25 protein-coding genes are annotated in these 25,816 nt (G+C 74.1%); 16 read left to right on the top strand and 9 right to left on the bottom strand.

The genetic code is table 11. The annotated features are described in order from the left end of the window. Positions 1–351 precede the first annotated feature (351 nt). Entirely contained in the window at positions 352–549 is a 198-nt protein-coding gene (locus O4J56_RS16850) for a DUF397 domain-containing protein (RefSeq protein ID WP_270686831.1), read from the bottom strand. 157 nt (positions 550–706) lie between these two features. Between O4J56_RS16850 and O4J56_RS16845 the strand changes: the two genes are divergently transcribed. Both O4J56_RS16845 and O4J56_RS16840 read left to right on the top strand, forming a co-directional pair. Continuing rightward, positions 707–835, top strand: a complete 129-nt coding sequence (locus tag O4J56_RS16845; protein WP_270686830.1) for a hypothetical protein — start codon at positions 707–709, stop codon at positions 833–835. Positions 836–1,113: 278 nt separating this feature from the next. Then, positions 1,114–2,181: a hypothetical protein gene (locus O4J56_RS16840; RefSeq protein WP_270686828.1), complete on the top strand. Its 1,068-nt coding sequence runs from the start codon at positions 1,114–1,116 to the stop codon at positions 2,179–2,181. Positions 2,182–2,200: 19 nt separating this feature from the next. Here O4J56_RS16840 and O4J56_RS16835 read toward each other — a convergent pair whose 3' ends face one another. Together O4J56_RS16835 and O4J56_RS16830 are read right to left on the bottom strand one after the other, a co-directional pair. Continuing rightward, on the bottom strand, positions 2,201–2,404 hold the full coding sequence (locus O4J56_RS16835) for an alpha-ketoglutarate-dependent dioxygenase AlkB (protein ID WP_270686827.1): 204 nt from the start codon (positions 2,402–2,404) through the stop codon (positions 2,201–2,203). Next, positions 2,332–2,784: a 2OG-Fe(II) oxygenase family protein gene (locus tag O4J56_RS16830; protein ID WP_270686834.1), complete on the bottom strand. Its 453-nt coding sequence runs from the start codon at positions 2,782–2,784 to the stop codon at positions 2,332–2,334. Before O4J56_RS16830 ends, O4J56_RS16835 begins: the two co-directional genes overlap by 73 nt. Positions 2,785–2,930: 146 nt before the next feature. Between O4J56_RS16830 and O4J56_RS16825 the strand changes: the two genes are divergently transcribed. From O4J56_RS16825 to O4J56_RS16775, 11 genes are all read left to right on the top strand, one after another. Continuing rightward, positions 2,931–3,353, top strand: coding sequence for a nuclear transport factor 2 family protein (locus O4J56_RS16825; protein WP_270686825.1), 423 nt, complete (start codon positions 2,931–2,933; stop codon positions 3,351–3,353). A gap of 115 nt (positions 3,354–3,468) precedes the next feature. Beyond that, the gene (locus O4J56_RS16820; RefSeq protein ID WP_270686824.1) at positions 3,469–4,605 is read left to right on the top strand and encodes a cytochrome P450; all 1,137 of its coding nucleotides are present in this window, start codon (positions 3,469–3,471) and stop codon (positions 4,603–4,605) included. Between the two features lie 277 nt (positions 4,606–4,882). Next, positions 4,883–5,062, top strand: coding sequence for a thiomuracin/GE37468 family thiazolyl RiPP peptide (locus O4J56_RS16815; RefSeq protein WP_017625652.1), 180 nt, complete (start codon positions 4,883–4,885; stop codon positions 5,060–5,062). 101 nt (positions 5,063–5,163) lie between these two features. After that, positions 5,164–7,824 (top strand): lantibiotic dehydratase, encoded by a 2,661-nt coding sequence (locus tag O4J56_RS16810; protein WP_270686823.1) that lies wholly within the window; start codon positions 5,164–5,166, stop codon positions 7,822–7,824. Then, entirely contained in the window at positions 7,817–8,833 is a 1,017-nt protein-coding gene (locus tag O4J56_RS16805; protein ID WP_270686822.1) for a thiopeptide-type bacteriocin biosynthesis protein, read from the top strand. Before O4J56_RS16810 ends, O4J56_RS16805 begins: the two co-directional genes overlap by 8 nt. After that, on the top strand, positions 8,799–9,857 hold the full coding sequence (locus O4J56_RS16800; RefSeq protein ID WP_270686821.1) for a thiopeptide maturation pyridine synthase: 1,059 nt from the start codon (positions 8,799–8,801) through the stop codon (positions 9,855–9,857). Before O4J56_RS16805 ends, O4J56_RS16800 begins: the two co-directional genes overlap by 35 nt. Next, positions 9,854–11,233: a SagB/ThcOx family dehydrogenase gene (locus O4J56_RS16795; RefSeq protein ID WP_270686819.1), complete on the top strand. Its 1,380-nt coding sequence runs from the start codon at positions 9,854–9,856 to the stop codon at positions 11,231–11,233. The genes O4J56_RS16800 and O4J56_RS16795 overlap by 4 nt, the downstream gene beginning before the upstream one ends. Continuing rightward, positions 11,230–13,026, top strand: a complete 1,797-nt coding sequence (locus O4J56_RS16790) for a hypothetical protein (RefSeq protein ID WP_270686818.1) — start codon at positions 11,230–11,232, stop codon at positions 13,024–13,026. The genes O4J56_RS16795 and O4J56_RS16790 overlap by 4 nt, the downstream gene beginning before the upstream one ends. Beyond that, on the top strand, positions 13,019–14,980 hold the full coding sequence (locus O4J56_RS16785) for a TOMM precursor leader peptide-binding protein (RefSeq protein WP_270686817.1): 1,962 nt from the start codon (positions 13,019–13,021) through the stop codon (positions 14,978–14,980). Before O4J56_RS16790 ends, O4J56_RS16785 begins: the two co-directional genes overlap by 8 nt. Before the next feature lie 40 nt (positions 14,981–15,020). Then, positions 15,021–15,356 carry a hypothetical protein gene (locus tag O4J56_RS16780; protein WP_040726693.1) on the top strand — a complete coding sequence of 112 codons (336 nt, stop codon included), beginning with the start codon at positions 15,021–15,023 and terminating at the stop codon, positions 15,354–15,356. A 22-nt stretch (positions 15,357–15,378) separates the two neighbouring features. Beyond that, positions 15,379–15,792 (top strand): hypothetical protein, encoded by a 414-nt coding sequence (locus tag O4J56_RS16775; RefSeq protein ID WP_270686816.1) that lies wholly within the window; start codon positions 15,379–15,381, stop codon positions 15,790–15,792. A 6-nt stretch (positions 15,793–15,798) separates the two neighbouring features. Here the strand turns inward: O4J56_RS16775 and O4J56_RS16770 are convergent, their stop codons facing one another. Beyond that, positions 15,799–16,593 carry a DUF3152 domain-containing protein gene (locus O4J56_RS16770; RefSeq protein WP_270686815.1) on the bottom strand — a complete coding sequence of 265 codons (795 nt, stop codon included), beginning with the start codon at positions 16,591–16,593 and terminating at the stop codon, positions 15,799–15,801. A 118-nt stretch (positions 16,594–16,711) separates the two neighbouring features. Continuing rightward, entirely contained in the window at positions 16,712–17,107 is a 396-nt protein-coding gene (locus tag O4J56_RS16765; RefSeq protein WP_270686813.1) for an antibiotic biosynthesis monooxygenase family protein, read from the bottom strand. 185 nt (positions 17,108–17,292) lie between these two features. Here O4J56_RS16765 and O4J56_RS16760 point away from each other — a divergent pair, with 185 nt between their 5' ends. Further along, positions 17,293–18,660, top strand: coding sequence for a M20/M25/M40 family metallo-hydrolase (locus O4J56_RS16760; RefSeq protein ID WP_270686812.1), 1,368 nt, complete (start codon positions 17,293–17,295; stop codon positions 18,658–18,660). Then, positions 18,657–20,147 carry a YfcC family protein gene (locus O4J56_RS16755; RefSeq protein WP_270686810.1) on the top strand — a complete coding sequence of 497 codons (1,491 nt, stop codon included), beginning with the start codon at positions 18,657–18,659 and terminating at the stop codon, positions 20,145–20,147. The genes O4J56_RS16760 and O4J56_RS16755 overlap by 4 nt, the downstream gene beginning before the upstream one ends. A 41-nt stretch (positions 20,148–20,188) precedes the next feature. Here the strand turns inward: O4J56_RS16755 and alc are convergent, their stop codons facing one another. Both alc and O4J56_RS16745 read right to left on the bottom strand, forming a co-directional pair. Next, complete coding sequence (alc, locus tag O4J56_RS16750) at positions 20,189–21,316, bottom strand: allantoicase (RefSeq protein ID WP_270686808.1); 1,128 nt, start codon at positions 21,314–21,316, stop codon at positions 20,189–20,191. Between the two features lie 95 nt (positions 21,317–21,411). Continuing rightward, positions 21,412–22,362 carry a LysR family transcriptional regulator gene (locus O4J56_RS16745; protein WP_270686807.1) on the bottom strand — a complete coding sequence of 317 codons (951 nt, stop codon included), beginning with the start codon at positions 22,360–22,362 and terminating at the stop codon, positions 21,412–21,414. A gap of 139 nt (positions 22,363–22,501) precedes the next feature. Here O4J56_RS16745 and O4J56_RS16740 point away from each other — a divergent pair, with 139 nt between their 5' ends. Further along, positions 22,502–23,302: a fumarylacetoacetate hydrolase family protein gene (locus O4J56_RS16740; protein WP_270686806.1), complete on the top strand. Its 801-nt coding sequence runs from the start codon at positions 22,502–22,504 to the stop codon at positions 23,300–23,302. Here the strand turns inward: O4J56_RS16740 and O4J56_RS16735 are convergent. Both O4J56_RS16735 and murQ read right to left on the bottom strand, forming a co-directional pair. Next, positions 23,289–24,770, bottom strand: coding sequence for a PTS transporter subunit EIIC (locus O4J56_RS16735; RefSeq protein WP_270686804.1), 1,482 nt, complete (start codon positions 24,768–24,770; stop codon positions 23,289–23,291). The genes O4J56_RS16740 and O4J56_RS16735 overlap by 14 nt on opposite strands. Before the next feature lie 34 nt (positions 24,771–24,804). Next, entirely contained in the window at positions 24,805–25,755 is a 951-nt protein-coding gene (murQ, locus tag O4J56_RS16730) for an N-acetylmuramic acid 6-phosphate etherase (protein ID WP_270686803.1), read from the bottom strand. Between the last annotated feature and the right edge of the window lie 61 nt (positions 25,756–25,816).

Below are 25,816 nucleotides of genomic sequence, written 5' to 3'. Positions count from 1 at the left end.
CCCGAGATCATCGCGGAGGGGCCCGGCGCCCGGCAGGCAGGGCCGAGAACCACCCTGCTGTCGCCGTCGCCGCCGACAACGGCGACCACGCACACGCCGGGCACCCGACAGCGCTGCGGTGCGGGCCACTGACCTTCGTCGTCGCTGCCCTCCACCTCACACTCCGGTCGGCCGCCACCCGGCCAAGGAGCGTGAGCGGGGTACCTGCTGTTCCGCCCGTCCCCTTGGCCACCCCATCCCTAGTGGTCGGCGTGGTGGCCATCCACCTGGGGGCGGGGCAGCCTCTCCTTGGGAATGCTGTTCAGGTACAGCAGGAAGGCCCCGGCGTACGCCGGGGCCTTCGTACTGCGCCTAGAGTCTGTCGGTCTTGATCTCTTGGAAGAAGGCGCTCCACTCGTCAGCGCTGAAGGCGAGATGCCCGCGTTCGGGGTTCTTGCTGTCCCGAACGGCCGCCCCCTTGAGAAGGTCGGCGACCTCTACACAGTCCTGGCCCTTGCCGACGCTGTAGCTCGACTTGCGGAAATCCAGGTCGTGGAGTTGCTTAATCAATGGTGTTCCTCTGGATGATCAGCGAGCAGACGCTTCAGGTGGCCGGTCGACCGCCGAACACGCGGTCCACGGCTTCGGGCTCGCCTGTCACGACCTGGAGGTCTTCGCCCTTCTCCTGGGGACCGCCGATCGGTACCTGGGCCTTGCGCCGACCAAGGTGAAGGACGGCGACGCGCGCGAAGCCGAGGCGGCCGCACAGGAGCGCATCGACCTCGCCGCGCTGCTGGAGCCGTCCCTCAGGCGTCAGGCCGCGAACGCCATCGTGCAGAGGGCCCCGAACACCTGATCACCGCGGGCGGAAGTGCACCCGCCGCGCCCGATGCCCTGCCCCGATGCCGGGCGGCGCGGTGGGCGGGCCACCGCTCTCCTATGGCCCGCCGCCGGTCCACGCCCCCGGACCGGCGGCCTCCCAGGCCGCCCCTGCACGGAGGGGGAGGGCGGCCGCCCCGCCCGGCGAGGGATCGCGGGGCCCCTCGCCGGGCGGGTTCATCGCGTGCCTCGGTGTCGTCGGCCTTCGCCATAATCTTTGGCCCATAGGCGACGATGCCGACAAAAGGAGAGTCCATGGCGGGCACCCCCGACGTCACTGAAGATGCCGGTACTCCAGGCCCGGGGCCGGTCTGGGGCGTACCTCTCGGCGACGACGATGCCGCCGCCCTGGACCTCACTTCGTTGTGGTACGAGGACGACCACGGCACGGCGCGGCCCATCTGGGACGTTCGGGTGGAGGTGGCCCGGCTGTACGCGAGCCCCGGCGGTCCGGTGATGGGCGACGTGCCGTGGGATCGGCTCTGCCATGCCTACGGGTGGGCCACGGATGTTCCGGAATTGCTTGCTCAGGTCCGCGGTGGTGACGACGCGGCCGCGAAGCAGGCCCTCATTCACCTGGACAACAAGATCTGTCATCAGGGCGGTAGTAGCGTCGCGGCGCCGTTCTGCATCCCGTTCCTGCTGCGCTCGGCGGTCGACGCACCGGCCCCGCGCCGCGTCGGCCTCGTCTCCGTGGCGGTGGCGGCCGGGCGCGATAACCCGTTCGGCACCTTGCGCACCGACGTGCTCAACGCCGTCGCCGGGGAGACCGCGTTGATGGTGGACAACTGCGGGTACCCGATGAACTGGACGCAGCAGGCGGCGCGGGATGCGCTGGCCGCCGACACCCCGCTGCTGGCGCGGCTCCTCGCCGATGCCGACGCCGGAACGCGTGCGTGTGCGGCCTTCGCGTTGGCCACCGCGTCCGCGGCTGCGGGGGAGACGCCGACGGCGCTGCTGCGCCGGCAGTTGAGCCGGGAGGCCCAAGCCGCCGTATGCGCCGGCCTCGTTCTCGCCATCGCCGAACGGATGAGCACCTACGGCAGCCGTGCCGAGGGCATGCGCTGGGCACAGAGCGTGTGGGAAGACGCCGGCGAGCCGCCCGGGACACGTCTGGCGGCGGCGGTCGGGTGGCTGTGCCTGACCGACGTGCCGCCGCCGGAACAGCTGTCCGAGCTGGTCACCGACGAGGTGTCGCGCGGGACGGCTTCGGTTCTGCTGGGCGCGCGCTGGCTGCGCCACTTCGACTTCGACCGCAGCGATGGCGGTGTGGACCGCTGGCTGCTGCGCCTGCTCGATGAGGCACGCACGGATACGGCCTGACCACCCGGCTCAGTGAGGGCTACCGGTCGGACTCCAGAAGGGTCCGGAAGGTCACCGACACGCGTCGGCCGCGGGGGACGCGGCCGGCGGGGCCGGGGTCGCTCTTGCGGGCGGCGATGGCGTGGCGCCAGGTGTAGCGTGCCGGGCCGGTCATGACCAGCAGGCCGCCCGGCGCGAGCGGTACCGCCGCCTTCGCTCCGTCCTCGGGATCGGTGAAGTCCATGAGGCACCCCGACCCCAGCGACACCGCGGCGACGACCGGGCCGAAGCGGGCACGCAGTCCACATGGGCGCTGATCCCCTGCCCCGGCAGGTACTCGTTGACGATCACCTGCTCGGCCTCCCGGTCCATCAGCCCCTCGTCCGCGAGGCGGGCGGCCATTGCGTGGGCCCATGGCGGCAGCGGCGGGGCGTCGTCCCGCCCATCGCCCGCCACGCTGCGGCGACCGTAGTCATAACGGCGGCCGTAGTGCTGCACCCGCCGTTTCAACTGCGCCGACCACTCCGCCGCGTCGATTTCCGAGAGCAGGTCCCGGCAGGCGTCGGCGGCCAGCCAGTCGGCGATGTACTTCAGTCCCGGAACCGCGGAGAAGGAGTCGGACATGCGTCGAACACTAGTTCACCCCTACGACACGGTTCCGCCGACGGCAGTGCTCCGCTCCCGCCTTACCTCAGAGGTAATCGCCGTGTTCCACGCGCGCTGCCAAGATCGGCGACGACACGACGCGGGCCGGAACAGAAGGAGATGCGATGCCCACCAGCACGCGCACCGTGGCCGAGGAGCTGCTGTACAGGATCGGCGAGGGCGACACCGAACGCATCGCCGAACTGTTCGCCGACGACGTCGACTGGAAACTGGACTGGCCCGAGGCCGAGCACGGGCGCCCGGCCACTCCGTGGATCCGCCACCGGTCCACCCCGGCCGACGCCGCCGCCAACTTCCGTGAGCTCGCCGAGCACCACGTCGCCGAGGGCGCGGCGACCGAGGTCGAGCGCATCCTCATCGACGGCGGCGACGCGGTCGTGCTCGGCGAGATCCGCCGGACCGCCCGACCCACCGGACGCGCCTACCGCGCGCGGTTCGCCCTGCACCTCACCGTTGAGGACGGCCGCGTCACCCGGTTCCACATCTACGAGGACAGCCTCGCCGTCGCCCAGGCGTTCGAGCGTTAGCCCGAGACGGGCCGAAGCCTTCAATGCGGGCGGCGCCGACCGCTTGCGGGTCCTCGGCCCGCCTGGTTGGGTGGCGGTCCTGTTTTGAGTTCTCTTCGGCTCCGGGGGCGGCGTGATGGAAGACGGCGAGGTCCGACGCACCACCACCGCGAGCGGCCACCCGGCCTGGCTGGTCGGCGGCCACGGCACGGTGCGGCGGCTGCTCACCGATCCGCGCCTGGACGTCTACCACGAGGATCCGGCGGGCGCCCCGCGCTGCTTCGACTCCGGCCCCTTCGGTCCGCCGCAGCAGTGGACGCCCGACGCCGCGGACGAGCACCTGCGGATGCGGAGGCTGGTCGGCCGCTCGATGTCCGCGCGCCGGCTCGCGGGACTGCGGCCGCGGATCCAGGCGATCGTGGACGGCCTGCTCGACGACCTCGCCGAGGCCCCGCGACCCGCCGACTTCCACCGCCTGGTGTCGGCTCCGCTGCCGCCGCTGGTGCTGCGCGAGCTGTTCGGCGTCCCCGACGACGAGGGCGCGGATTTCGACGGATGGCTGCACGACGCGATCAGCGACCACGATCCCGGCCGGATGGTGCGCGGCATCACCGGCCTTTCGGCGTACGTCGGGACGCTCCTTCAGCGGCGGGCCGCCGAGCCGCGCGGTGATGTGCCCACCGATCTCGCGGCCGCGCACGCCGAGGACCCCGAGAGCTGGACGATGGAGCGGCTGACCCGGGTGGCCTGCCTGGTCCTGCTCGCGGGCGTCGGCCCGACGATGGACGCGATCGACGACTCGCTGGTGAGGCTGTCGGCCGACGCCGACCAGTGGGCCGCGGTGCGCGAGGACCCCGAGCTGGTCGAGAACGCCGTGGAGGAGCTGCTCCGCCTCTCGGCGATCACGGCCGCCGGGACACGGACGCCGTTCGGGATTCCCCGCTGGGCCGCCACCGACGTCACCGTCGACGGGACCACGATCCGGAAGGGCGAGCTGGTGCTGCTCGACATCCACGCGGCGAGCCATGATGAGCGGCACATCGCCGAGCCGGACCGGCTCGACGTGCGCCGGTCCGGAAAGTCCACGCTGATCTTCGGTGCCGGTGCGCATTATTGTCTGGGCGCGCCGCTGGCCCGCATGCAGCTGAGCATTCTTTTCCACACCCTGGTCGGGCGTTTTCCGGCCATGCGCCCCGCCGTTCCGCCGGAGGAGATCCGGCCCCGCGATCCCCGGCTCGCGGTGGGCTCGACCGGGCTTCCGGTGGCCTGGTAGCGCCTGACCAGCGGGGGAAATTTCCGGTATTGACGACTCGTCCGTATCTCGCTTACGCTCCCGGCCAACGCCGGATCCTGCGGCATGCGGGTCCGGCGGCCCGCAGGCGGCGGTTCGAGGGGCGGAGGGGGGCTGAGAAAGGCGATCCGCGCTTTCCTTGGTGCATTGTGTTCCCGTGCCGGTGAATGCCGCGCCCTTCACAGCCGACCGGTATCCCGTCCTTTCTTTTCGACCGCGGCCCGCGGTAGCTGGAGAGTGCCGGCAAAAGGAGTGGTCAATGCAATCCCCTGACAGCCCGGACCAAGTGGACTTCGAGGTCGACGACCTGCCCATGGACGTGTTCTCGCTGACGTCGAAGGGCCTCACCGTCGAATCGCTGACCGCCGGACACGGTCTTCCGGAGAACGGCGCGTCGTGCTGCAGCCTGGACCAGGGTTCCTGCTGCTCGTGTTCCTGACGACGACCCCTGCGTGATCCGCCCGCGCCGGTGGGTGCCGGAAACGGCCCCGCCGGCGCGGGCGCCCCCAGGCTCCCAGCAGGAGAGGGACGAGAGCCGTATTGCCAGCAACCGACCCGCCCGCCGTGCGCATCGCCGGCCTCCCGCTGTCCGCGCTCTCCGACCTGAGGTGCCCCGAGTCGATCGCCCTGCTCGACGCGTGCCGCGCCGACCGCGAGCGGCTCACCGAGCGGGGCGCACTGCTGTCGGACGAGCTGTACCCGGTGATCGGCGGCCTGGCCGATCCGGCCGCCAGGCCCGGGCTCGTGGGCCTGCGCCGGGCCGTGTTCCAGACCCGGGTGCCCGGCGCACGCGAGTGGAACGACGGCATCGCGGCGCTGCTGCCGGACGGGCTGCGCGACCGGGTCGCGGACTGGGTGACCCGCCTGCGCGCCCACCACACGCGCCTCGCCGACGCCCGCGGCGTGTTCGAGGCGGAGACCCGCGCGGCCCGGAACCGGCTGCGGGAGGTCACCGCGGACCCGCTGTTCCTGCACGCGCTCTCCCTGTCCAGCCCGCCGCTGTACGCGGTGCTGCGGAAATGGCAGGCCGACCCCGGGCGCCGGCCGCGCCGGAAGAGCATCGACCGGCTGGTCAAGTACGTCGCGCGCGCGGCCGCGAAGACCAGCCCCAACAGCACGTTCACGATCAGCGGCCTCGGCCGGTGGACCGACCGGCCGGCGACGCGCCTCCCCGATCCCGGCGAGGCGCGGGTGCTGCTCGAAACCGACCGGCTCGTCTTCGAGCGGGTCCGCGACGCGCTCGCGCACGACCCGCGGTTGGCCGGTGAGCTCGTCGTACGGGTGAACCCGAGCGCGACCGAACGCGACGGCACGGTGCGGTTCCTCGCGCCGAGCCGGGACGAGCCGATCGTGTCGCTGCCCGCTTCGGCGACGGTGGCCGCGGTCCTGCGGGCCGTCGGCGAGCACGGGCCGCTCACGGTCTCGGAGCTGTGCGCGCACCTCGGCCGCTCGGGCGGGAACCCCGACGCGGTCCGCCGGTACGTCGACAAGCTCCTCGCCGGCGGGCTGTTGGAGGCGCAGCTGCCCGTCGCCGACCAGGCCGAACGGCCGTTCGCGGAGCTGGCCGACTGGCTCGAGCGCGCCGCGCCGGACGGCTTCGAGGCGTGCCGGAAGTCGGCGAGCACGCTCGACCTTGAACTGAGCCGGACCGTCCCGCCCGCCGACCTCGACGCCGGTACGGCCCGGGCGCGCGCGGTCCGCGAGACGGCCGCCGCGCTCACCGACGCCGAGCCGGACCGGATCACCCTGCACGAGAACGCCGTCCACACCGGCGTACCCGCGGAGTGCGCGCTGCCGGAGTGGCGGTCGGCGCTGGACGACCTCGACGTCGTGCGCCGCTGGTTGGCCGTCCACGACCCGGTCGCGCCGCTGCGGCTGGTGCTCGGCTCCTTCCTGGCCGCCCGGTTCGGGCCCGGCTGCCGCCTGCCGGTGGTCGACCTGCAGCGTGCGATCCACGAGGAGATCGACGGAGGAGGGCCGTACGCCGACGAGCTGCGGTCCGCGATGGAGCTCGCGTTCACCACGAACCCCCTGCTGCGACGGTCCAGCGGGCTGGACCGAGTGCGCGAGCTCTACCGGCTGCAGGACGAGGCCGCGCGCGCCCTGCTCACCGAGGGCGGGAGCGACGGCGAGATGGACGGCGAGTTGTACACCGACCCCGCGCGGATCGCCGCGATGACCGACGGCTGGCCCGCGTGGATCCGGCCGCCGCGCTCGCTCGTGTGCTTCGTCCAGCAAGTGCCCGGCCGTCCCGCCGACGCCTCGGCCCACCCCTCCGCCCACCTGGTGCTGAACGCCGCCGCCACCGGCTTCGGCCGCGGCCGCAACCGGCTGCACCGCCAGCTGGAGACGGCCGGTGCCCGACCGGAACCGCTCGGCGTCACCACCGCCGGAGACGGCGCCCTGACCGCCGAGCTCGCCGGAGCGTTCGGATCGGGACTGAACCGTAAGCGGCCGACCGCCGACCGGGAACTCGACTACCCCGGCGTGGTGACCGCCGCCCCGGAACACGCGCGGATCGCCCTGCACGATCTGGTCGTCACCCTCGACGCAGAGCGGGAGCTGCCCCGGCTGGAGTCGGAGTCGCTCGGCCGCCCGGTGACGCCGCTGCACCTGGGCACGATGGCCGACTCGCTGCTGCCCCCGGCCGCCCGTCTGCTCACGCACGTGTTCGGCGGCAGCTACCTCAAGCACCCCGCGGTCACGCTGTTGAGCGACCTGGCCGAGACCGGGGTCCCCGACCGGCTCGTCCACCAGCCGAGGCTGCGCATGGGCCACGTCGTACTCCGCCGCGCGAGTTGGCTGGTGCCCGCCGGCCTCGCCCCGGTCCGCGGCCCGGGGGAGCGCCCGGCCGACCACCTCTACCGGCTGCTCGACTGGCTCCACGAGCACGGCATGCCGCGCACCTGCTTCGTCCGCGCGCTCGGCGCCGCGCTGTTCGACCAGGAGCTGGCCGCGGAATCGCTGCCCTACTGGGCGTTCCGCAAGTCCCGCAAGCCGCTGTACGTCGATGCCGGAAACCCCTTCCTGGTCGAGCTGTTCGACCAGTTGGCGGCCGACCCGGACACCGCCGTACTCCTGATCGAGGAGGCGCTGCCGGAGCCGGGCGACGCGCCGACCGCGCACGACGGGGAGCAGCGGGTCGCCGAGTTCGTCGTGGAGATCCCCGAACGCGACCCCGAACGGGGCGCCGATGGCTGAGCACACCGAGGCCGACTGGCTCGCCGCGCACGTCTTCTACCACGACCGGCTCGACCCCCTGCTGGTCGAGGCGGTCGCGCCGCTGGTCGCCGAGCTGCGGGAGCGCGATCTCGCCTCCGAGTGGTTCTTCCTGCGCTACTGGGACGGCGGGCCGCACCTGCGGTTCCGTGTCCTTCCCCGGGACGCCTCCGCGCGAGCCGAGGTCGGGGAACTGGTGCGCGGCCGGTTCGAGCGGTACCTCGCCGAGCGTCCGGCCGCCGACCGGGTGGAGCCGACGGAATACCAGCGCTCGGCGGCCCGGATCGCCGGATGGGAAGGGCTTGAGGCCTACGCCGAACTGCGCCCGAACAACTCCGTCGAGTTCCGGCCCTACGTGCGCGAGCGGCACCGGTTCGGCACCGGGGCGGCGATGGCGGCGGTCGAGCGGCACTTCGCCGAGTCCAGCCGGTTGGCGCTGCGCCTGCTCGCGGGGGGTCTGGACGACGATCAGCGGTTCACCGCGGCCTACTCGCTGCTGGTGCTCGCCTGGTTGGGCTTCCGCGACGACCCGGCGTGGCGGTCCGCGTGGGCGGAGATGGACACCCGCATCCCGATCGGCGGCGAGCTGGACCAGGCGGAGCTGGAACGGCGATGGCAGCGGCAGCGGTCCACGCTGACCGCGCTGACCGGGCGGCTGCGTGCGGTGGCCGGGCGGCAGGGGCGCGGCGACCTCGCCGAATGGACGGGGTCGGTCGACCGGCTGAAGCGGGTGCTGACCGCCGAGGCCGCGGCCGGCCGGTTCACGCCCCCGGCCCGGGCGTGGGAGGGCGCCGGTCCGCTGCCGCCCGGTACACCGGCCAGCGTGCTGCCCGTCATCGACATCTGCGCGCACCTGTTCTGCAACCGGATCGGGCTGTCGTTGGCCGACGAGAGCTATGTCCGCGTGCTCGCGATGCGCGCGGTGCGCGACACAGAGGGGGAAGAGGGGGAGAGGCATGCCGTGGCGGGCGATCCACGTCCACTACCATGACGACGACCGGGACCGGCTGATCCTGGAGGGCGTCCGTCCGCTGTTCGAGCGGCTCGCCGAGGACGTGCCCGAGGCCTACTTCGTCCCGCACTGGCGGCTCGGTCCGCACCTGCGACTCCACGTGCGCGCCGACGACGCGGTGTACGACCGGCTGGTGCTGCCCGCCACCGACGAGATCGTGGGCGGGTTCCTGCGCGCGCACCCGTCCACGACCGAGCTGGATCCGGCCGCGATCCTCCCGCTGCACGAGCGGTTGGCGGCCCTCGAAGGCGAGCGCGGCCCCCTGGGCCCGTGGCCGCCGAACAACACGATCGTCCCCGCGGCCTACGACGAGCGCCTTCACGTGCACGGCAATGCCGACACCGCCGAGATGCTGGCCCGCTTCCACGTCGCCACCACGCCGCTGACCTTCGACGCGATCGCCGCCACCCCGAACCCTGCGCAGCGGCGGCGGCTCGCGTTCGCCCTGCTGCTCGCGACGGTGGAGGCGTTCTCCGCCGACGGGCTGGAGCGGGACTTCGTGACGTTCCGCTCGCACACGGAGGCGTTCCTGCACGCGGCGGCCGGCGGCGCCGAGAGCCGTCGCGAGTGGGACGCGCAGTACGCCCGCAACGCCGACCACTTCGCCGCCGAGCTCACCGGGGTGCTGGCCACCCTCGACGGCACCCGCACGGCGGTGCCGTTCGTCCGCCGCTGGGTGGACACGCTGCGCCCGATCGAGGCGGCGGTGCGCGCCCTGGTCGAGGACGGCCGCCTCTACCTGCCGCCGGTGGAGCCCCGCAGATTCGAGGACCTGTCCAGCGAGTTCCACCGCGCGCTGGTCGCCAACCCCGCGGCGCTGGAGCGGATGCGCGGCGACGACTTCTCGGTCTTCCGGCAGCTGATCAACTACGCCTACCTCCAACTGACCCGGCTCGGGATCAGCCCCATCGAGCGCCACGCCCTCTGCCATTTCGCGGCGAACACCGCCGAGCGCCACTACGGCAGGACGTCCGTCGAGGTGATCTCCGGGGCGGCCGGATGAGCGGCGCCGTCACCGAGCTGTTCAGCCTGCGCACCGGCGTGCACGCGGCGACCTCGGAGTCCGGCGGGGTGCACCTGATCCGCTGGCCGCACGTCGAGCCGCTCGGCGCCCTGTCCCCCGAGCAGCGGAGCGCACTGGACCGCCTGTCCGGTGGGCGGTGCGGCCCCGAGGAGCTCGACGGCACCGGGCTGGTGGACCGGCTGCGGCCCGCCGGCTGGCTGCGCGTCACCGTCGCCGCCCCCGCCTCCGGCACCCCGCTCTACACGTTGGAGCCGCTGCGCGCGCCCGGGCGGGAGCGCCCGGCCCCGCCGTCGCCCGCGCGCCTGTCCCGCCATGCCGTGCTGGCGCCGGACGCCGGTGAGCTGGTGCTCGCGGTGCCCGGCGCGGCCCACGACGTACGCCTGCACGACCCGCGCGCGGTCGCGGCCGTGAGCCGTCTGGCAGGGGGCGCCGACGCGGTCGAGCTGGCCGAGGACCTCGACACCGCCGTCGTGCACCGGTTCCTCGAGGACCTCGCGCACGCCGGCGTCCTCGATGCGGAGGCCGACCACGCCCCCGACGACCTGCGGATGCGGCAGTGGAGCCCGCACGAGTTGTGGTTCCACACGCACAGCAGGCTGGGCGGGCGGCGGACGCTCGGCGAGGACATCGGCAGGACGGCGCGGTTCGAGGGCGTCGCCGCCCCGCTCCCCCCGCTGCGGGCGCCGGCCGGGCCGGGCATCGACCTGCACCGCCCCGACCTCGCCGCCCTGCGCGCGACCGACCCGCCGCTGACCGCGGTGCTGGAGGACCGGACCTCCGAGCGCGCGTACGACGACGAGCACCCCCTCTCCGAGCGGCAGCTGGCCGAGTTCCTGTACCGGTGCGCGAGCACCCGGGCGAAGGCCAAGCAGGACGGCACGGAGTTCCTGGGCCGCCCGTACCCGTCCGGCGGAGCGGCCTACGAACTGGAGCTGTACCCCCTCGTCCGCCGGGTGGACGGGCTCGAACCGGGCCTGTACCGGTACGACCAGGACGGCCACCGGTTGGAGCGCGTCGCCGCCGACCCGGCCGCGCTGCGCCGGATCACCGGGGTCAACCAGGCGCTCCAGGGCATCCCCGCGCCGCCGCACGTGCTGGTGCTGGTCACCGCGCGGTTCGGGCGGGTGATGTGGAAGTACGAGGCCTTCGGCTACGCGCTGATCCTCAAGCACGTCGGCGTCCTGTTCCAGGTGATGTACATGGTGGCCACCGCGATGGGGCTGGCGGCGTGCGCGGTCGGCACCGGCGACTCCGAGGAGTTCGCCGCCGCCACCGGCATCGACCCGCTGGCCGAGGGCACGGTCGGGGAGTTCATGCTCGGCACCCGGCCCGGTACGGATGGGAGCCGCGCATGAGGCTGGTGCTGCGCCGCGACGTCTACCGCGCGACCACGCCGACCGGGCTGGCCTTCCTGACCCACCACGGGCCGGTGTCGTTCGAGGGCACCTCGATCGCGGCGTGGCTGGACCGGCTGGAGCCCTTCCTGGACGGGCGGTTCGGCCTCGAGGACCTGGCCTCCCGGCTGGACGACCGGCACCGGCCGATGCTGGAGCGGGTCGTGGGAGCGCTGGTCGAGGCGGGGGTGCTGCGCGAGCTGGAGGACGAGCCCCCCGGCGGCGGCACCCCGGAGGAGCGCTACCTCGGATACTTCCGGGAGTCACCGGACGCCGCGCTCCGCGACTACCGGGGGAGCACGGTCCTCGTGGTCGGTGAGGGCCCGTTGGCGGACGCGGTCGCCCTGGCCTGCGAGCGGTCCGGAGCCGCGAGCGTCGTCTCGTCCGACGCCGAGCCGCCCGACGGGGACGCGGGCGGCATCGTGCTGCTGGTCTCCGACGGGCCGGACCTCCCGCTGGTGCGCCGGGTGCGCGAACGCTGCGCCGGTTCGCTGATCGGATACGCCGCACACCTGGGCGACCGCGCCGTCCTCGGCCCGGTCGCGAGCACGGCCGCGGACGGGGCGAGCGGTCGGCGGCGGCTGGCGGCGCTGCGGCCTGGGCCCACAGACGCCCCTGCGCCGCCCGCCGAGCACCTCACGGTGGTCGCGAACCAGCTGGTACAGCGGGTGTTCCGGGTCGCCACCGGCGTCGCCGACGATGCCGAGCGCGACCGGCTGACGAGCATCCGGTACGCCGACCTGGAGACCGCCCACCACGCCTTCCTGCCGCACCCGATGGAGTTCCCGCCGCCCGCAGACCCGACCCCCGGGGAACGGCTGACCGAGGAGGAGCTGTCCCGCCGTACCGCGCCCCTGGTCGACGACCACGCCGGCGTGTTCGCCGAGATCGCCCAGCGCGGCTACGCGCAGTTCCCCGTGCACGTCAGTGAGGCCGTGGTCGCCGACCCGATGGCGCTCGCCGGCGGCCCGGTGCGCGTGGTCGGCGCGGGGCCGGACTTCGCGGCGGCCCGCTACGACGCCGCGCTGCGCGGATACGCGGTCTACGGCTCGCTCGCGGTGGACCCGCGCCGGCTGTCGGGCGGGACGGTGCGCGGCCTCCGGCTCCTCGACGGTACGCCGCGGGACGTGCCCGCGCGGCAGGCGTTCCCCGTGCTGGACGGCGCGGTCCGGACCTGGCCGGTGCCCGGCGCCGCCGCCGGGTACAGCTGGGAGCAGGCGGTCGAGAAGGCGCTACTGGACCACTGCCGCGCGCTGGCCGTCGCCGCCCTCCGCTCCGTGAGCGAGCCGCTGCCGTCGCTCGCACTGGACGACATGGAGCTGGACCCGATCGGAGGCCGCTACCGCGCGCTGCTGCACGCCACCGGAGACCCTGTCACCGTGCTCGACCTCGGCGGGCTGCTCGGCGTACCGGGCGTGCTGGTCCGCTCGGGCCCACACGGCACCGTCAGGGTCTGCGCCTTCGGCACGTCGATCGGAGCGGCGCTCCGGGACGCGCTCGAACAGTCGCTGCTCGGCTACCAGTCCAGGCGGCACGCCGAACCGGCGTACGCGCCGCCCGCCCTGGACCCGCTGCCGCCGCACCTGAGCGGCCCGATCCGCCGCAGGCCGGACGAAGCCCCGCTGACGCTCGACCGGCTCGCCGCCGCGGTGGCGGCCACCGGGCACGACCCGGTCGTCGTCCCGCTCGACCACGATCCCGAGGTGACCCGGCGTATGCCGAACCTGCTGCAGGTGGTGCTGGCGGATGGCTGACTCCCCAGGGGTGCGCGTCGAGGGCACCGGCCTGCTGGCCGCGGCCGTGACCGGCGCGGTCCGCGAGCCGGTCGCCGCCGAGCCCCCGGAGCTCGCCGTCTCGGTCAGCGACTGCTGGCGCGACGACGAGGAGCTGCGGCGGTGGGCCCGCGACCACGCAGTGCCGTGGCTTCCGGTGCGCACCGAGCTCGGCACCGTGGTCGTCGGCCCGCTCGAACGGCCCGGCGCAGGCGGCTGCCTGCGGTGCGCGCAGGAGCGGCGGCACCGGGCGAGCCCCGATCCGGAAGGCACGCTCGCCGCGTTCACCGCGCACCGCGACACGCTGGCCGCCACCCCGTCGACGCTGCTGACCCCGCTCGCCGCCGACACCGTGGCCGCACTGGTCGCCGCCGAAGCCGCGCGGGCGGCCGACGGCGGGCTCCTGCGCACAGCGGAGGCGTTCCTGCGCGTCGACCTGCGCACGCTCGAAGTGTCCCGGCATCCGTTCCTGCCCGACCCGCGCTGCCCGGACTGCGCTGAGCACTCCGCCGCCCCTCCGGGCGGCCCCGGCGAGCCGGTCGCGTCGCGTCCGCGGCCGAAGCCGGACCCGCACACCTACCGGCTGCGGCCCGACCTCGACCCCGCCGACCTGCGCGCCCGCTTCGTGGAGCCCGAGGCCGGACTGATCCGCGAGCTGCAGTACGGGACGACGGCCGGGATGGCGCTGGTACGGGCGCCGATGCGGCTGCGCGACCGGCACCGGTCCAAGAGCACCGAGTCCGGCTACGGGCGGACCCGCGACTTCCGGACCAGTGAGACGGTCGCGATCTGCGAGGCGCTGGAACGGTACGGCGGGCTGCGGCAGGGCGACCGGCCCGAGGTGGTGCGCGCGACCTACCACGAGGTCGCCGAGCGGGCGGTCGACGTCTCGGCGATCGGCCTCCACCCGCCGGAGTCGTACGCACAGGAGGGCTTCGGCTGCACGCCGTTCGACCCCGGCCGGGAGTACGGCTGGGTGCAGGGGTACTCGTTCGCCCGGCGCGGACCGGTCCTGGTCCCCGAACGGCTCGCCTACTACGGCACCGGCGGGGAGCCCGGGCGCGACCCGATGTTCGTGCTCGAGTCCTCCAACGGCGGCGCCACCGGGAGCTGCCTGGAGGAGGCGGTCCTGCATGGCCTGCTCGAAGTGGTGGAGCGGGACGCGTTCCTGATGACGTGGTACGCACGACTGCCGGTCCCGAGGGTCGACCCCTACTCGGCGGCCGACCGCACGATCCCCATGCTGGTCGAGCAGATCCGGCACGAGCAGGGCTACGCGGTGTCGCTGTACGACACCACGCTCGACCACGGCGTCCCCAGCGTGTGGGCGATGGCGGTCCGTTTGGACGGCGACGAGAGCCGGCCGCGGCTGTCCTGCGCGGCCGGCGCGCACCTGCAGCCGGAGCGGGCCGTGCTGGGCGCGCTCGCCGAGCTCGGCCCGATCCTGGACGGGCTGATCGGCACCTACCCCGGGGAGGCCGAGCGGGTCGGGGAGATGGTGGCGGATCCGGAGCAGGTGCAGCGGATGGCCGACCACGGTCTGCTGTACGCCGACTCCCGGGTGTTCGACCGGCTGCGGTTCCTCACCGGGACCGAACCGCGTCCCGGCGTGCCGATCGGCGCGTCGTTCGGTACGCCGGAGTGGCCGCCGATCGCCGGCGCCGACCTGACCGGGGACCTGCTCGCGCTGGCCGGGCGGCTGCTGGCCGACGGGCTGGACGTGGTCGCCGTGGACCAGACCACGTCGGAGCACCGCCGCGCCGGGCTGAGCTGCGTGAAGGTGCTCGTGCCCGGGATGCTGCCGATGACGTTCGGTCACGCCTACCGCCGGATCCACGGGCTGCCCCGCCTGCGCGAGGTGCCCTACCGGTTGGGGTATGCACCCCGCCCCCTGGACGATGCGGACATCAACCCGTTCCCGCATCCGTTCCCCTGACCCCCGACCGCCACCGATTCCGGAGTGCGCCGTGTACGTGATGATCCTCGCCTGGGACCTGCGGGACTCGGAGCGGACCGTGGAAGGGCTGCGGGAGTACCTCCGCGACTACGCCGTGGAGGCGTTCTCCGAGGTCGACGGGATGCACCTGAAGGTGTGGTTCTCCCATCCCGCGCAGCAGATCTGGGGCGCCGTCTACCTGTGGGACTCCGCCGAGGCGATCGCGCGCAACCGCCCGCCCGCACCGAGCAAGTCGATCGAGCTGATCGGCTACCCGCCGACGTCGGAGTCGGTGTTCGAGGTCGAGGCGATCACCGCGCAAGGCGACGCATGGCAGGCCTTCGCCGACCTGGGCCGAGCGATGCAGGAACGCTGACCCTGCCGCAGAATTGAGCTCCATGGTTCGCTTCAGGGAGGACCGGTGGGACCTCGGGCTCCGGGGGCTTCGGGTCGGGAGTGTCGAGGAGCGGGGCGGCGAGGTCCGTGTCGCTGTCGCCGCGCCGCCCTTCGTGCTGGAGCTGTCGAAGGACTGCCTGCTCTCCAAGGGGACGCCGCGCGCCCCCGGGGCCGCGCCGCTCGCATTGCGTGACGCCGCCGACGTCCTTCGGACGCTCGTCGGCACCAAGGTGCTGGTGTCCGTGGCCTTCCCGTCCGGGCACCTGCGCCTGGTCTTCGGCGACGGGCGGCACATCACCGCCCCGGGGCGATACGACCCCGACGGCGGACCGGCCGACTGGGCCCTCGAATCTCCGGACGGGGTCCTCATCCGCTCCGTCGGAGGCGAGGTGGAGTCCACCGGGGGAGCCGGCTGACGGCGGCTACGGCTCCAGCCACCCGTTGGGCTCGCAGCCGTCGAGGCGCAAGGTCTGCTGCATCATCACCGGGGCCCGCTTCCCCTGGCCGGGGCAGCCGACGTGGCCGTGGCCCAGCGCGTGGCCCACCTCGTGGTTGATCACATAGATCCGGTACGTCTCCAGGTCCCCGTCGAAGTGCTCGACCCCCGACACCCACCGGTTCTGGTTGATGATCGCCCGCCCGTTCGCCTTGCACGAGGTGTAGCCGTTGGTCCGCAGCGGCGCGCACATCGCGTCGACCGTGTCCGGCGAGGCCAGCGCCACCCGGAAGTCGACCGGCCCCTCCTCCACCCGCTCGAAGGAGTGCCCCTTGGAGGTCCACCCGCGCTCGTCGCCGAGGATGGCGTGCACGGCGTCCGCGAAGTCCTCCGCCTTGCCGGGCAGCCCCTTCTCCACCTCGACCGTGTAGCGGACCACCGGGCCGTCGCCCACGGGTCCCGCGCCGCCCCCGACGGCCTCCAGCTCACCATCGGCGCTCGTCACCTCCTCGACCACCGAGCGCATGATGGGCGACGGCGAGGAGGACGGGGAGGGGGACGACGACGGGGAGGGCGAGGCGGACGGCCCGCCCTGGGCGTCGCCCCCGCTGCTCGGGGAGGGCGTCGGCGAGACGGCGGCCCCCCGGCCCGCCCCCGGGCCGGGCATCCACGGCAGGTTGTCGGCCACCAGCAGGGCGCAGCCGAGGGCGACCACGGCCAGACCGACCAGCACCTCCGGCCGGTAGCGGCGACCGCCGGACTGCGGAGCACGCTCGGGCACGCGCGGACCTTCCTGGAATCGGGGCGGGAGCGGGCTCCCCAGCATCCCAGAAATCCGCCACGGCTCGAATCCGGACACCACGGCCCTGGTCATCCCCAGGGCGGGAGATGTCAGGACATTACGCGCCCCCGCTCCCGCCGTCCTCCGCGCTCACCCGCTGCACGACCTCGAAGCCCCACAGCTCGCTCCCCGTCGCGGCGGGGCCGCCGTGCCCGTGCCCATGGCCGTGCCCGTGGCCGTGCCCGGCGGAACCGGCCTCCTTCGCCGCCTCCGCCGCCGCCTGCGCGTGACCCGATTTGAAGGCGCTGCTCTCCAGCCACGACCGGAACGACTCCTCGTCCCTCCACCGCGTGTACACCAGGTACCGGTCGGTGCCCTCCACCGGCCGCAGCAGCATGAACTCCTCGAAGCCCGGCTGCCCCTCCACCAGCCCGGCCCGCTTGGCGAAGCGCTCCTCCAGCGTCCGGCCCTCGCCCTCGGGCACGGTGAGCACGTTGAACTTGACCACGCTCATGGCGGTGTCCCTTCTCGATCGCGACACGTTCGGAATGGATCCGCGATCAGTCTCCACCACTCCCGGCGCATGACCGCGGCAACACCCACTCTTTGCCGACCGCGTACCGCGCCCAGGGCGCGGCGGGCGGCCCGCCCCGCCTGTGGCCAGGCAGGATGCGGGCATCGCCGACCTGGAGGAGCCGTATGCGGGACATCGCCCGGACCGTCGAAGGCCTGGCCGACGGGCTGCGCTCGGACCTGGTGGAGCTGGCGCGCATCCCCTCCATCGCCTTCCCGGGCCACCCGGAGGCGCCGGTGCTGCGCGCCCGCGACCAGGTGGCCGAACTGCTCCGCGCCGCGGGCATGGAGTCCGTCGGCGCCCTGGAGCTGCCCGGCTCCTATCCGGTCGTGACCGGTTCCCTGCCCGCCCCCGAAGGGGCCCCGACGGTACTGCTCTACGCCCACTACGACGTCCAGCCGCCCGGCGACGAGTCCCACTGGGACAGCCCGCCCTTCGAGCCCACCGAGTACGACGCCGGACCGCTGGGACCGGCCATCCGCGCGCGCGGGATCGCCGACGACAAGGCCAACATCCTCGTCCACATCGGAGCGCTCCGCGTCTTCGGCGGCCGCCCGCCCGTGGGGGTCAAGGTGGTCATCGAGGGCCAGGAGGAGTACGGCGGGCCGTTCGACACCTACCCGCCCAGCGATCCGGAGCTGTTCGGCTCCGACGCCATGGTCATCGCCGACATGGGCAACGTCCGCCCCGGCGTGCCCACCTTCACGGTCGCGCTGCGCGGCGACGCCGAGGTCGTGGTCGAGGTCCGCACCCTGGACGGTCCGCGCCACAGCGGCGAGTTCGGGGGAGCGGCGCCCGACGCGCTCATCGCGCTCCTGCACGCACTGTCGACCCTGCACGACGCGGACGGCAACGTGGCCGTGCCGGGGCTGCTCAGCGAGGAGTGGGACGGCACCACCCTGGACGAGGCCGAGTTCCGCCGCATGGCCGGAGTACGGCCGGACGCGCCGCTGATCGGCACCGGGAGCCTGGGGCGCCGCCTGTGGACCGGCCCCGCCATCACCGTCATGGGGTTGGACGCACCCGCCGTCGACACCGCGGCCGCGGCCGTCGTCCCCTACGCGCGCGCCAAGATCAACCTCCGCGTCCACCCGAGGCAGGACGCCGCCGAGGCCCAGCGCGCGCTCGTCCGCCACCTGGAGGGCCTGCGCCCGTTCGGCGTCCCGCTGAGCGTGCACGCCGGGGACTCCGGGTCCGGGTTCGCCGCGCAGACGGGCGGCCCCGCCTACCGCGCCGCCGCCGACGCGATGCGCGAGGCCTGGGGCGCCGAACCGGTGCACATGGCCAGCGGCGGGGCCATCCCCCTCGTGGCCGGGCTGGCCAAGGCCGTCCCCGGCGCGGAGATCCTCCTCTTCGGCGCCCAGGACTCCGAGTCCCACCTGCACGCCCCCAACGAACGCGTCCTGGTGGACGAGCTCAAGCGCGCGGTGGTGGCCGAGGCGGTCTTCTTCCGCGAGTACGCGCGCCGGTACCGGGAGAGGGGGGAGGCGTGAGCAGGGAGTGGCGCTTCCCCAGCGCCCTCACCGTCCTGGCCGTCGTCACCATCGGCGTCTGGCTCGCCGCGTTCCTCATCCCGCCCGGCGCCTACGAGCGCGACGCCGACGGCGCGCCGATCGCGGGCACCTACGCGCGCATCGACGCCGACCGCACCTTCACCGACCGGCTCATGGACCTGTTCCTGTCCCCGGTCAACGGCCTGTACGGCATCCTCGACCCCGGCACCGGCACGGTCGGCCCGGACAACACCGGCGAGCTGTTCGGCAGCGCGGGCGTCTTCCTGTTCGTCCTGGCCATCGGCGCCTTCGTCACCATGGTCTTCGCGACCGGCGCCCTGGAGCGGGCCATCGCCCGGCTGGCCCACCGCCTGCGGCGGCGCGGCGGCCTGCTCGTCGGGGCGGTGATGGGGGTCTTCGCGGTGCTCGGCTCCATCGAGGGCTTCGCCGAGGAGACCCTGGGCTTCTACGGCCTGATCGTCCCGATGGTGCTGGCCCTGGGCTACGACCGGATGACGGCGGCCGGCGCGATCATCCTGGGCGCCGGGGTGGGCGTGCTCGGCTCGACCGTCAACCCCTTCGCCACCGGGGTCGCCTCCTCGGCCGCCGGGGTGTCCCTCGGCGACGGGCTTCCGCTGCGCCTGCTGATGTGGGCCGTGCTCACCGCCGTCACCATCGGCTACGTCCTGCGCTACGCCGCGCGCGTGCGGGCGCGCCCCGAACGCTCGCTCACCGGGTTCCTGCCCGGGGACGCCGGGGCGGCCGAAAACGCCGCCCGGGGCGCCGAACCCGAGCCGCTGACCCCGACCCACCGCGTCGTCGTGTCCTTCATGGGGCTGGTGTTCGCCTTCATGGTGTTCGCGGTCGTCCCGTGGGCGAGCGTGGTCACCGGCGACGCGGCCGCCGCGCCCTACCCCTGGCAGCTCGACTGGTCCTTCGGGCAGCTCTCGGCGCTGTTCATCGTCGCGGCGATCGTGGTCGGCCTGGTCGGCCGGATGGGGGAGGCGCGCCTCACCGACACGCTGGTGCGCGGCGCCGCCGACTTCATCGGCCCGGCGCTGGTGATCGTGGCCGCGCGCGGCGTCACGGTGATCATGAACAACGCGCGGATCACCGACACCGTGCTGCACTCCATGGAGGCGGCGGTGTCGGGGACCTCCTCGGCGGTGTTCGCGGTGCTGGTGTTCGCGGTGAACCTGCCGCTGGCGTTCCTGATCCCCTCCACCTCGGGCCACTCCACGCTGGCGATGCCGGTCCTGGCCCCGCTGGCGCACTTCGCCGGGGTCCCGGCCGACATCGTGGTCACCGCCTGGCAGGCCGCCTCGGGGTGGATGAACCTGTGGGTGCCCACCACCGCGGTGGTGATGGGCGGCCTGGCGCTGGCGAAGGTGGGCTACGGCGCCTACCTGCGGTTCGTCGCGCCGCTGCTGGGCCTGCTGTTCGTGCTGGTGTGCGTGTTCGTCGGCGCGGCCGCCGCCCTGGCCTGAGGCGGGCGAAGGAGGGCGGCGGCCGCGCCGGAAGGGGCGGCCTAGTGCCTGGCGCGGCGGGCGCGCAGGGCCTCCAGGCCGGCGGGGGTCAGGCTGCCGTGGAACCGCACGCGCGAGTACCCGCCGTCGGGGAAGACGTCGATGCGCGCGTGGGTGGCCTGGGGCGCCCCGTCGAGCAGGAACCGGTGCGGGGAGTCGGGCTGCAGGCGGGTGCGCGGCAGCACCGTCGTCCACACCGACGGGTCGGACAGGTCGCCCTTGGCGGCGTCGGCGAAGGACACCTCGATCCACCCGGCGGCGTTGCCCTTGAGGTAGGCGGTGTCGATCTCGATCGCCCGTACCTCGCCGTGCGCGGCCAGGCGGTAGAGCACCCAGTCGTTGCTCTCCCGGACGCGGCGGCGGCGGTTCTCCCAGCCGTCGTCCATCTTGCGGGAGCGGCCGGGGAGGATGGTGTTCTCGGGCGGGGAGTAGAAGCGGTCGGAGGCGTCCTCGACGACGCCGCCGTTCTCCAGCGCGGCCAGGTCGAAGGTGCCCAGGGCGGACAGCCACTCGGGGTCGGGGACGACCTCGCCGTGCACGCGGAGGCGGGCGATGCCGCCGTCGGGGTACTGCTTGAGGCGCAGGTGGGTCCAGCGCCGCTCGCTGTCCACGGCGAACCCGTTGGCGGCGTGCCCGCGCAGCTGGGAGCGGGGAACGATCTCGGTCCACTCGGCCTCGAGCAGCTCCTCGGGGGAGGGGGTGCCCGGCAGGCAGACGGCCTCGACCGAGGCCTGCTGGGGGTAGTTGCCGCGGAAGTGGGCGGTGTCGACCATCACGCCGCGCACCACGCCGGGCAGGCCCAGACGGATGAGCGCCCAGTCGTGGGCGCCGTCGCCGGGGAAGGGCTCCTCGGCGGTGTTGCGCCGCCGCCGGGTCTCCCAGCCGTCCATGACCTTGCCCTTGTGCCCGAAGGCCTCGGGGTCGAACTCCGCCGGCCCGGGCTTGAGCAGGTTCTCGCGGTGGGCGAAGAACTCGTCGTTGGCGGCCACGACGGAGCCGCCCAGGCGGCGGTCGGCCAGGTCGACCAGGCCGGTGAAGGCGTGCTCGGTACTCCGGTAGTCGGCCCAGGGGTCGCCGCCGGAGTAGGGCCGGGCGTCGTGGGCGTGCGGATCGGTCGGGGCCTCGGCCACGGTGCTCCTCACTGTCGGGGATGTGAATTTTGTACCGTTCAAGACGCGTACGTCCCCCAGTGTGCTCCCGGACGATCTTTCGTGTCCATCGACGATTACTGTTCAGACTGTTCATGATCACTGAACGGTTGCGCCGGGCCCTCGGCGTGCTCGGCCGCCGCCCGCTGCAGCGCCCCCAGCACCCGGGCCAGCCGCGGCCGCCCGCCCGCGCCCGCGCGCACCGCCGCCACCACGTGCCGCAGCGGGCGGTCGGCGCGCAGCTCGCGCACGGCCACCCCGGGCCGGGCCGCCGGGGCCGCCAGCCGCGGCACCAGCGCCACCCCCATCCCGGCCTCCACCAGGGACAGCACCGCCGACCAGTCGGCGGCCGAGTGCGCCTGGTCGGGGGTGAACCCGGCCGCCGCGCAGGCGTGCTCGGTGATCTGCCGCCACGGCCCGGAGTCGCCGAAGATCCACGGCTCCTCGGCCAGGTCGGCCAGGCGCAGCCCGGGCGCGGCGGCCAGCCGGTGGTGCGCGGGCAGCGCCGCCCGCAGCGGGTCGGCCAGCAGCACCGTGCGCTCGAAGGTGGCATCGCGCGGGGAGGGGGCGTCGGCCGCCAGCGACAGCGCCAGGTCCACCTCCCCGGCGGCCAGCAGCTCGTAGGCCTCGGCGGCCTCGGCCTCGCGCACCCGCACCGCCAGGTCGGGCCAGCGCCGCCGCAGGTCGGCCGCGGCCGGGACGACCAGCGCCGGGATCGCGGTGGCGAACGCGCCCACGGCCACCCGCCCGGCCTCGCCGCGGGCGAAGGCCTCCAGCTCGGCCTCGGCCCGCTCCAGCTCGGCGAAGACGGCGTCGCCGTGGCGCAGCAGCACATGGGCGGCGTCGGTCAGGCGCACCCGCCGCCCGTGCGCCTCCAGCAGCTGCACCCCCGTCTCCCGGGACAACCCGGCGAGCTGCTGGGACACGGCGGAGGGGGTCATGTTCAAGGCCTCGGCGGTGGCCCGGACGGTGCGGTGCTCACCGAGCGCGCGCAGCACCCGCAGCTTGCGCAGATCCCAGTCGGTCATACCGCAAAGGGTAAGTGCGCCTGAACGGTCGCGCACCGACCGTTCAGCGGTTCCGGGAACGGCGTGCGCGCCCGCGCCGTGCGGCTCGGTACCCTCGGACGGGTCGTGTTCTCCCCAATGAAGGCTAGGTAGGGCAGCCGTGCGCATCGCGAGATTCTCTTCCGGGGACGACGTCGGGTTCGGCCTGGTCGACACCGACGCCGAGAGCGGGCAGGAGTTCGTGTCCCGCATCAGCGGGCACCCCCTGCTCGGCAACATCCAGCTGACCGGGGAGCGCGCCAAGCTGGAGGACGTGCGGCTGCTGTCGCCGGTGCTGCCCAGCAAGGTGGTGTGCATCGGCAAGAACTACGCCGACCACGTCGAGGAGATGAAGCACGTGACCGGCGGGGCCACGGCCGAGCCGGTGGTCTTCCTCAAGCCCTCCACCGCGGTGACCGGGCCGGGCGACCCGGTGTTCTACCCGGCGGCCTCCTCGCAGGTGGAGTACGAGGGCGAGCTGGCCGTGGTCATCGGGCGGATGGGCCGAGAGGTGCCGGTGGAGCGCGCCAAGGAGATGGTGTTCGGCTACACCGTCGCCAACGACGTGACCGCCCGCGACCTGCAGCGCACCGACAAGCAGTGGACGCGGGCCAAGGGGTTCGACTCCTTCTGCCCGGTCGGGCCGTGGGTGGAGACCGGCCTGACCGTGGAGGAGGCCTCCGACCTGCGCATCACCACCACCGTGGACGGCGAGGTGCGCCAGGACGCGCGCACCTCGGCCCTGATGCACCCCATCCCCGAGCTGATCTCCTACGTCAGCTCCTTCATGACCCTGCTGCCCGGGGACATCATCCTGACCGGCACCCCGGCCGGGGTCGGGCCGGTCGAGCCCGGGCAGCGCGTCAGCGTCGCGGTGGAGGGGGTCGGCGAGCTGTCCAACCCCGTGGTCACCCGGGAGTAGACCCGGGGGCGACCGCCTCCTCGACCGCCTCCGCCGGGAGCGCCGCCCCCTTCGGGAATCCGAAGAGCGCGGTGAGCACGAACCCGGCGACGTAGCCCACCAGCAGCCCGCCGCCGTAGACCGCCACGGCCGGTCCGATCCCGGCGCTGCCCTGCACCAGCGGGAACAGCGCCCACCCGGATGGGCCGATGGCGGTCGACCCGGTGGTCGCCCACAGCTGGCCCATCAGCCCCACGAACGCGCCGCCGACGGCGCCGCCCGCGCAGGCGGTGATGAACGGGCGGCCCAGCGGCAGCGTCACGCCGTAGATGAGCGGCTCGCCCACGCCCAGCAGGCCCGCGGGCAGGGCGGAGCGGACGGTGGCGCGGATGCCCGCGTCGTGCTTCAAGCGCCGGTAGACCGCCAGCGCCGCGCCCACCTGCCCGGCACCGGCCATGGACAGGATCGGCAGCAGGGTGGTGTAGCCCTCCAGGTCGATGAGGGTGGTGTGGATGGGGATGAGGGCCTGGTGCAGGCCGAGCATCACCAGCGGCAGGAAGAGCCCGCCCAGCACCAGCCCGGCGAAGGCTCCCGCGGTCCCCAGCAGCCAATCGGCCCCCGCCCCGATCGCCTCGGACAGGGCACCGGCGGCCAGCATCAGCCCGAAGACCGTGGCCAGGCCCGCCACCAGCACCGCGATGGTGGGGGTGAGCAGCACGTCCAGGGTGCCGGGCATGTGGCGGCGCACCCGGCGCTCCACATAGGCGCACAGCACCGCCGCGCCGAGGGCGCCCAGCACGCCGCCCTGGCCGGGGGAGAGGGCGGTGCCGAAGACCTGCACGTCGGCGACCCCGGCGAAGGGGATGATGGCGGCGACGGCGCCGCCCAGCACGGGGGTGCCGCCGAACTCCTTGGCGGCGTTCATTCCGACGAACACGGTGATCAGCGACATGAAGCCGGAGCTGATCGCGGTGAGCGCGGGGACGGCGCCCTCCAGCCAGCCGAGGTTGCGCAGCAGGCCGGTGACCCCGGCGATGATGCCGCAGGCGATGAGGGCGGGGATGAGTGGGACGAAGATGTTGGCGATGCGGCGCAGGAAGAGCTTGAAGGGGGTGGCGTTGCGGCGCTTGTTGGCGGCCCGGATGGCCGCGCCCCGCTCCGCGAGCTCCTCGGCCGTATCCGTCCCGCCCTGCTCTCCGTCGCCTGCTCTCTCCTCCTCCACCAGTCTCCCGAAGGCGGCGGCGACGGCGTTCACCGCCTGGGGGCCGACCACCACCTGGTAGGTGTCGTCCTCGACGACGCCGAGGACGCCGGGCAGGGCGCGCACGTCGGCGTCGCGGACCCGCGACCGGTCGGCCAGGCCGAGCCGCAGGCGGCTGATGCAGTTCGCCACCGAGGTGACGTTGGCGGCGCCGCCGACGAGCGGGAGCAGCGCGCGGGCGGTGTCCTCGGGCCTCGGGGCGGTGCCGGGGCCGGACCGGTCGGACATGGGGGGCTCCTTTCAACCGGGGGGCGCCGTGGCCTCAGGGGGCGGCGGCGATGGCCTCGCGCAGGCGCCCGTCGCTGTCGCGCAGCAGGCGGACGGCGGTCGCGGCGTCGACGTCGGCGGCGAGGACGAGGATGGCCTCCTTGACCGCGCCGCCGGTGGAGGTGAGGGCGGCCTCGGCGTCCTCGGGGGAGGCGCCGGTGGCGGCCTCGACGATGCCCAGGGAGCGGGCGCGCAGCTTCTCGTTGGTGGCGCGCAGGTCCACCATGAGGTTCCCGTAGGTCTTGCCGAGGCGGATCATGACGACGGTGGAGAGCATGTTGAGCACGAGCTTCTGCGCCGTCCCGGCCTTGAGCCGGGTGGACCCGGCGATCAGCTCGGGGCCGACGACGACCTCCACGGGGTGCTCGGCGGCGGCGCCCAGCGGGGAGCCGGGGTTGCAGGAGACGCCGACGGTCAGCGCCCCGGCCGCGCGGGCGGTGCGCACGGCCTGCACGGCGTAGGGGGTGCGCCCGGAGGCCGAGACGCCCACGACGGTGTCGTTGGGCCCAACGCCCAGGCCGGTGATGTCGGCGGCGGCCGCGGCGGTATCGTCCTCGGCGCCCTCCACGGCGGTTCCGATGGCTCCCGGACCGCCCGCGATGAGCCCGACGACCTGCGCGGGGTCGGTGCCGAAGGTGGGAGGGCACTCGGAGGCGTCGAGCACCCCGAGGCGCCCTGCGGTGCCCGCGCCGGCGTAGATGAGCCGCCCGCCGCGGCGCATGCGCTCGGCGGCGGCGTCCACCGCGGCGGCGAGCGCGGGCACGGCGTCGGCGACGGCGGCGGGGACCTTGGCGTCCTCGGCGTTCATGGTGCGCAGGATGTCCGCCGTGGCCATCCGGTCGATGTCGGCGAGGTCGTCCCGGCGCGCCTCGGTCGCCAACCCGGCGAGCTCGTCCCGCAGTCCCCGATGGTCGAGCCCTTGGTGGTCGGTCCCGGTACTGGCCATGCGTGCGCCCCTCCTGGTGAAGGTTTCCTTCCTCGCCCTTCAATCCTCAGAAGGTAATTTT

This window comes from Nocardiopsis endophytica, from assembly GCF_027706725.1.
Taxonomy (GTDB): domain Bacteria; phylum Actinomycetota; class Actinomycetes; order Streptosporangiales; family Streptosporangiaceae; genus Nocardiopsis_A; species Nocardiopsis_A endophytica.
The sequence above is the reverse complement of the archived record's forward strand: the minus strand, read 5'-3'. Positions and strand labels throughout refer to the sequence as shown.

What these genes read in the sequence shown, in the direction of transcription:
- O4J56_RS16840 (WP_270686828.1), top strand. Translation starts at nt 1,114, where the DNA reads ATGGCGGGCACCCCCGACGTCACTGAAGATGCCGGTACTCCAGGCCCG.
- O4J56_RS16835 (WP_270686827.1), bottom strand. Translation starts at nt 2,404, where the DNA reads ATGGACTTCACCGATCCCGAGGACGGAGCGAAGGCGGCGGTACCGCTC.
- O4J56_RS16830 (WP_270686834.1), bottom strand. Translation starts at nt 2,784, where the DNA reads ATGTCCGACTCCTTCTCCGCGGTTCCGGGACTGAAGTACATCGCCGAC.
- O4J56_RS16825 (WP_270686825.1), top strand. Translation starts at nt 2,931, where the DNA reads ATGCCCACCAGCACGCGCACCGTGGCCGAGGAGCTGCTGTACAGGATC.
- O4J56_RS16820 (WP_270686824.1), top strand. Translation starts at nt 3,469, where the DNA reads ATGGAAGACGGCGAGGTCCGACGCACCACCACCGCGAGCGGCCACCCG.
- O4J56_RS16815 (WP_017625652.1), top strand. Translation starts at nt 4,883, where the DNA reads ATGCAATCCCCTGACAGCCCGGACCAAGTGGACTTCGAGGTCGACGAC.
- O4J56_RS16805 (WP_270686822.1), top strand. Translation starts at nt 7,817, where the DNA reads ATGGCTGAGCACACCGAGGCCGACTGGCTCGCCGCGCACGTCTTCTAC.
- O4J56_RS16800 (WP_270686821.1), top strand. Translation starts at nt 8,799, where the DNA reads ATGCCGTGGCGGGCGATCCACGTCCACTACCATGACGACGACCGGGAC.
- O4J56_RS16795 (WP_270686819.1), top strand. Translation starts at nt 9,854, where the DNA reads ATGAGCGGCGCCGTCACCGAGCTGTTCAGCCTGCGCACCGGCGTGCAC.
- O4J56_RS16790 (WP_270686818.1), top strand. Translation starts at nt 11,230, where the DNA reads ATGAGGCTGGTGCTGCGCCGCGACGTCTACCGCGCGACCACGCCGACC.
- O4J56_RS16785 (WP_270686817.1), top strand. Translation starts at nt 13,019, where the DNA reads ATGGCTGACTCCCCAGGGGTGCGCGTCGAGGGCACCGGCCTGCTGGCC.
- O4J56_RS16780 (WP_040726693.1), top strand. Translation starts at nt 15,021, where the DNA reads ATGATCCTCGCCTGGGACCTGCGGGACTCGGAGCGGACCGTGGAAGGG.
- O4J56_RS16775 (WP_270686816.1), top strand. Translation starts at nt 15,379, where the DNA reads ATGGTTCGCTTCAGGGAGGACCGGTGGGACCTCGGGCTCCGGGGGCTT.
- O4J56_RS16765 (WP_270686813.1), bottom strand. Translation starts at nt 17,107, where the DNA reads ATGAGCGTGGTCAAGTTCAACGTGCTCACCGTGCCCGAGGGCGAGGGC.
- O4J56_RS16760 (WP_270686812.1), top strand. Translation starts at nt 17,293, where the DNA reads ATGCGGGACATCGCCCGGACCGTCGAAGGCCTGGCCGACGGGCTGCGC.
- O4J56_RS16745 (WP_270686807.1), bottom strand. Translation starts at nt 22,362, where the DNA reads ATGACCGACTGGGATCTGCGCAAGCTGCGGGTGCTGCGCGCGCTCGGT.
- O4J56_RS16735 (WP_270686804.1), bottom strand. Translation starts at nt 24,770, where the DNA reads ATGTCCGACCGGTCCGGCCCCGGCACCGCCCCGAGGCCCGAGGACACC.
- murQ (WP_270686803.1), bottom strand. Translation starts at nt 25,755, where the DNA reads ATGGCCAGTACCGGGACCGACCACCAAGGGCTCGACCATCGGGGACTG.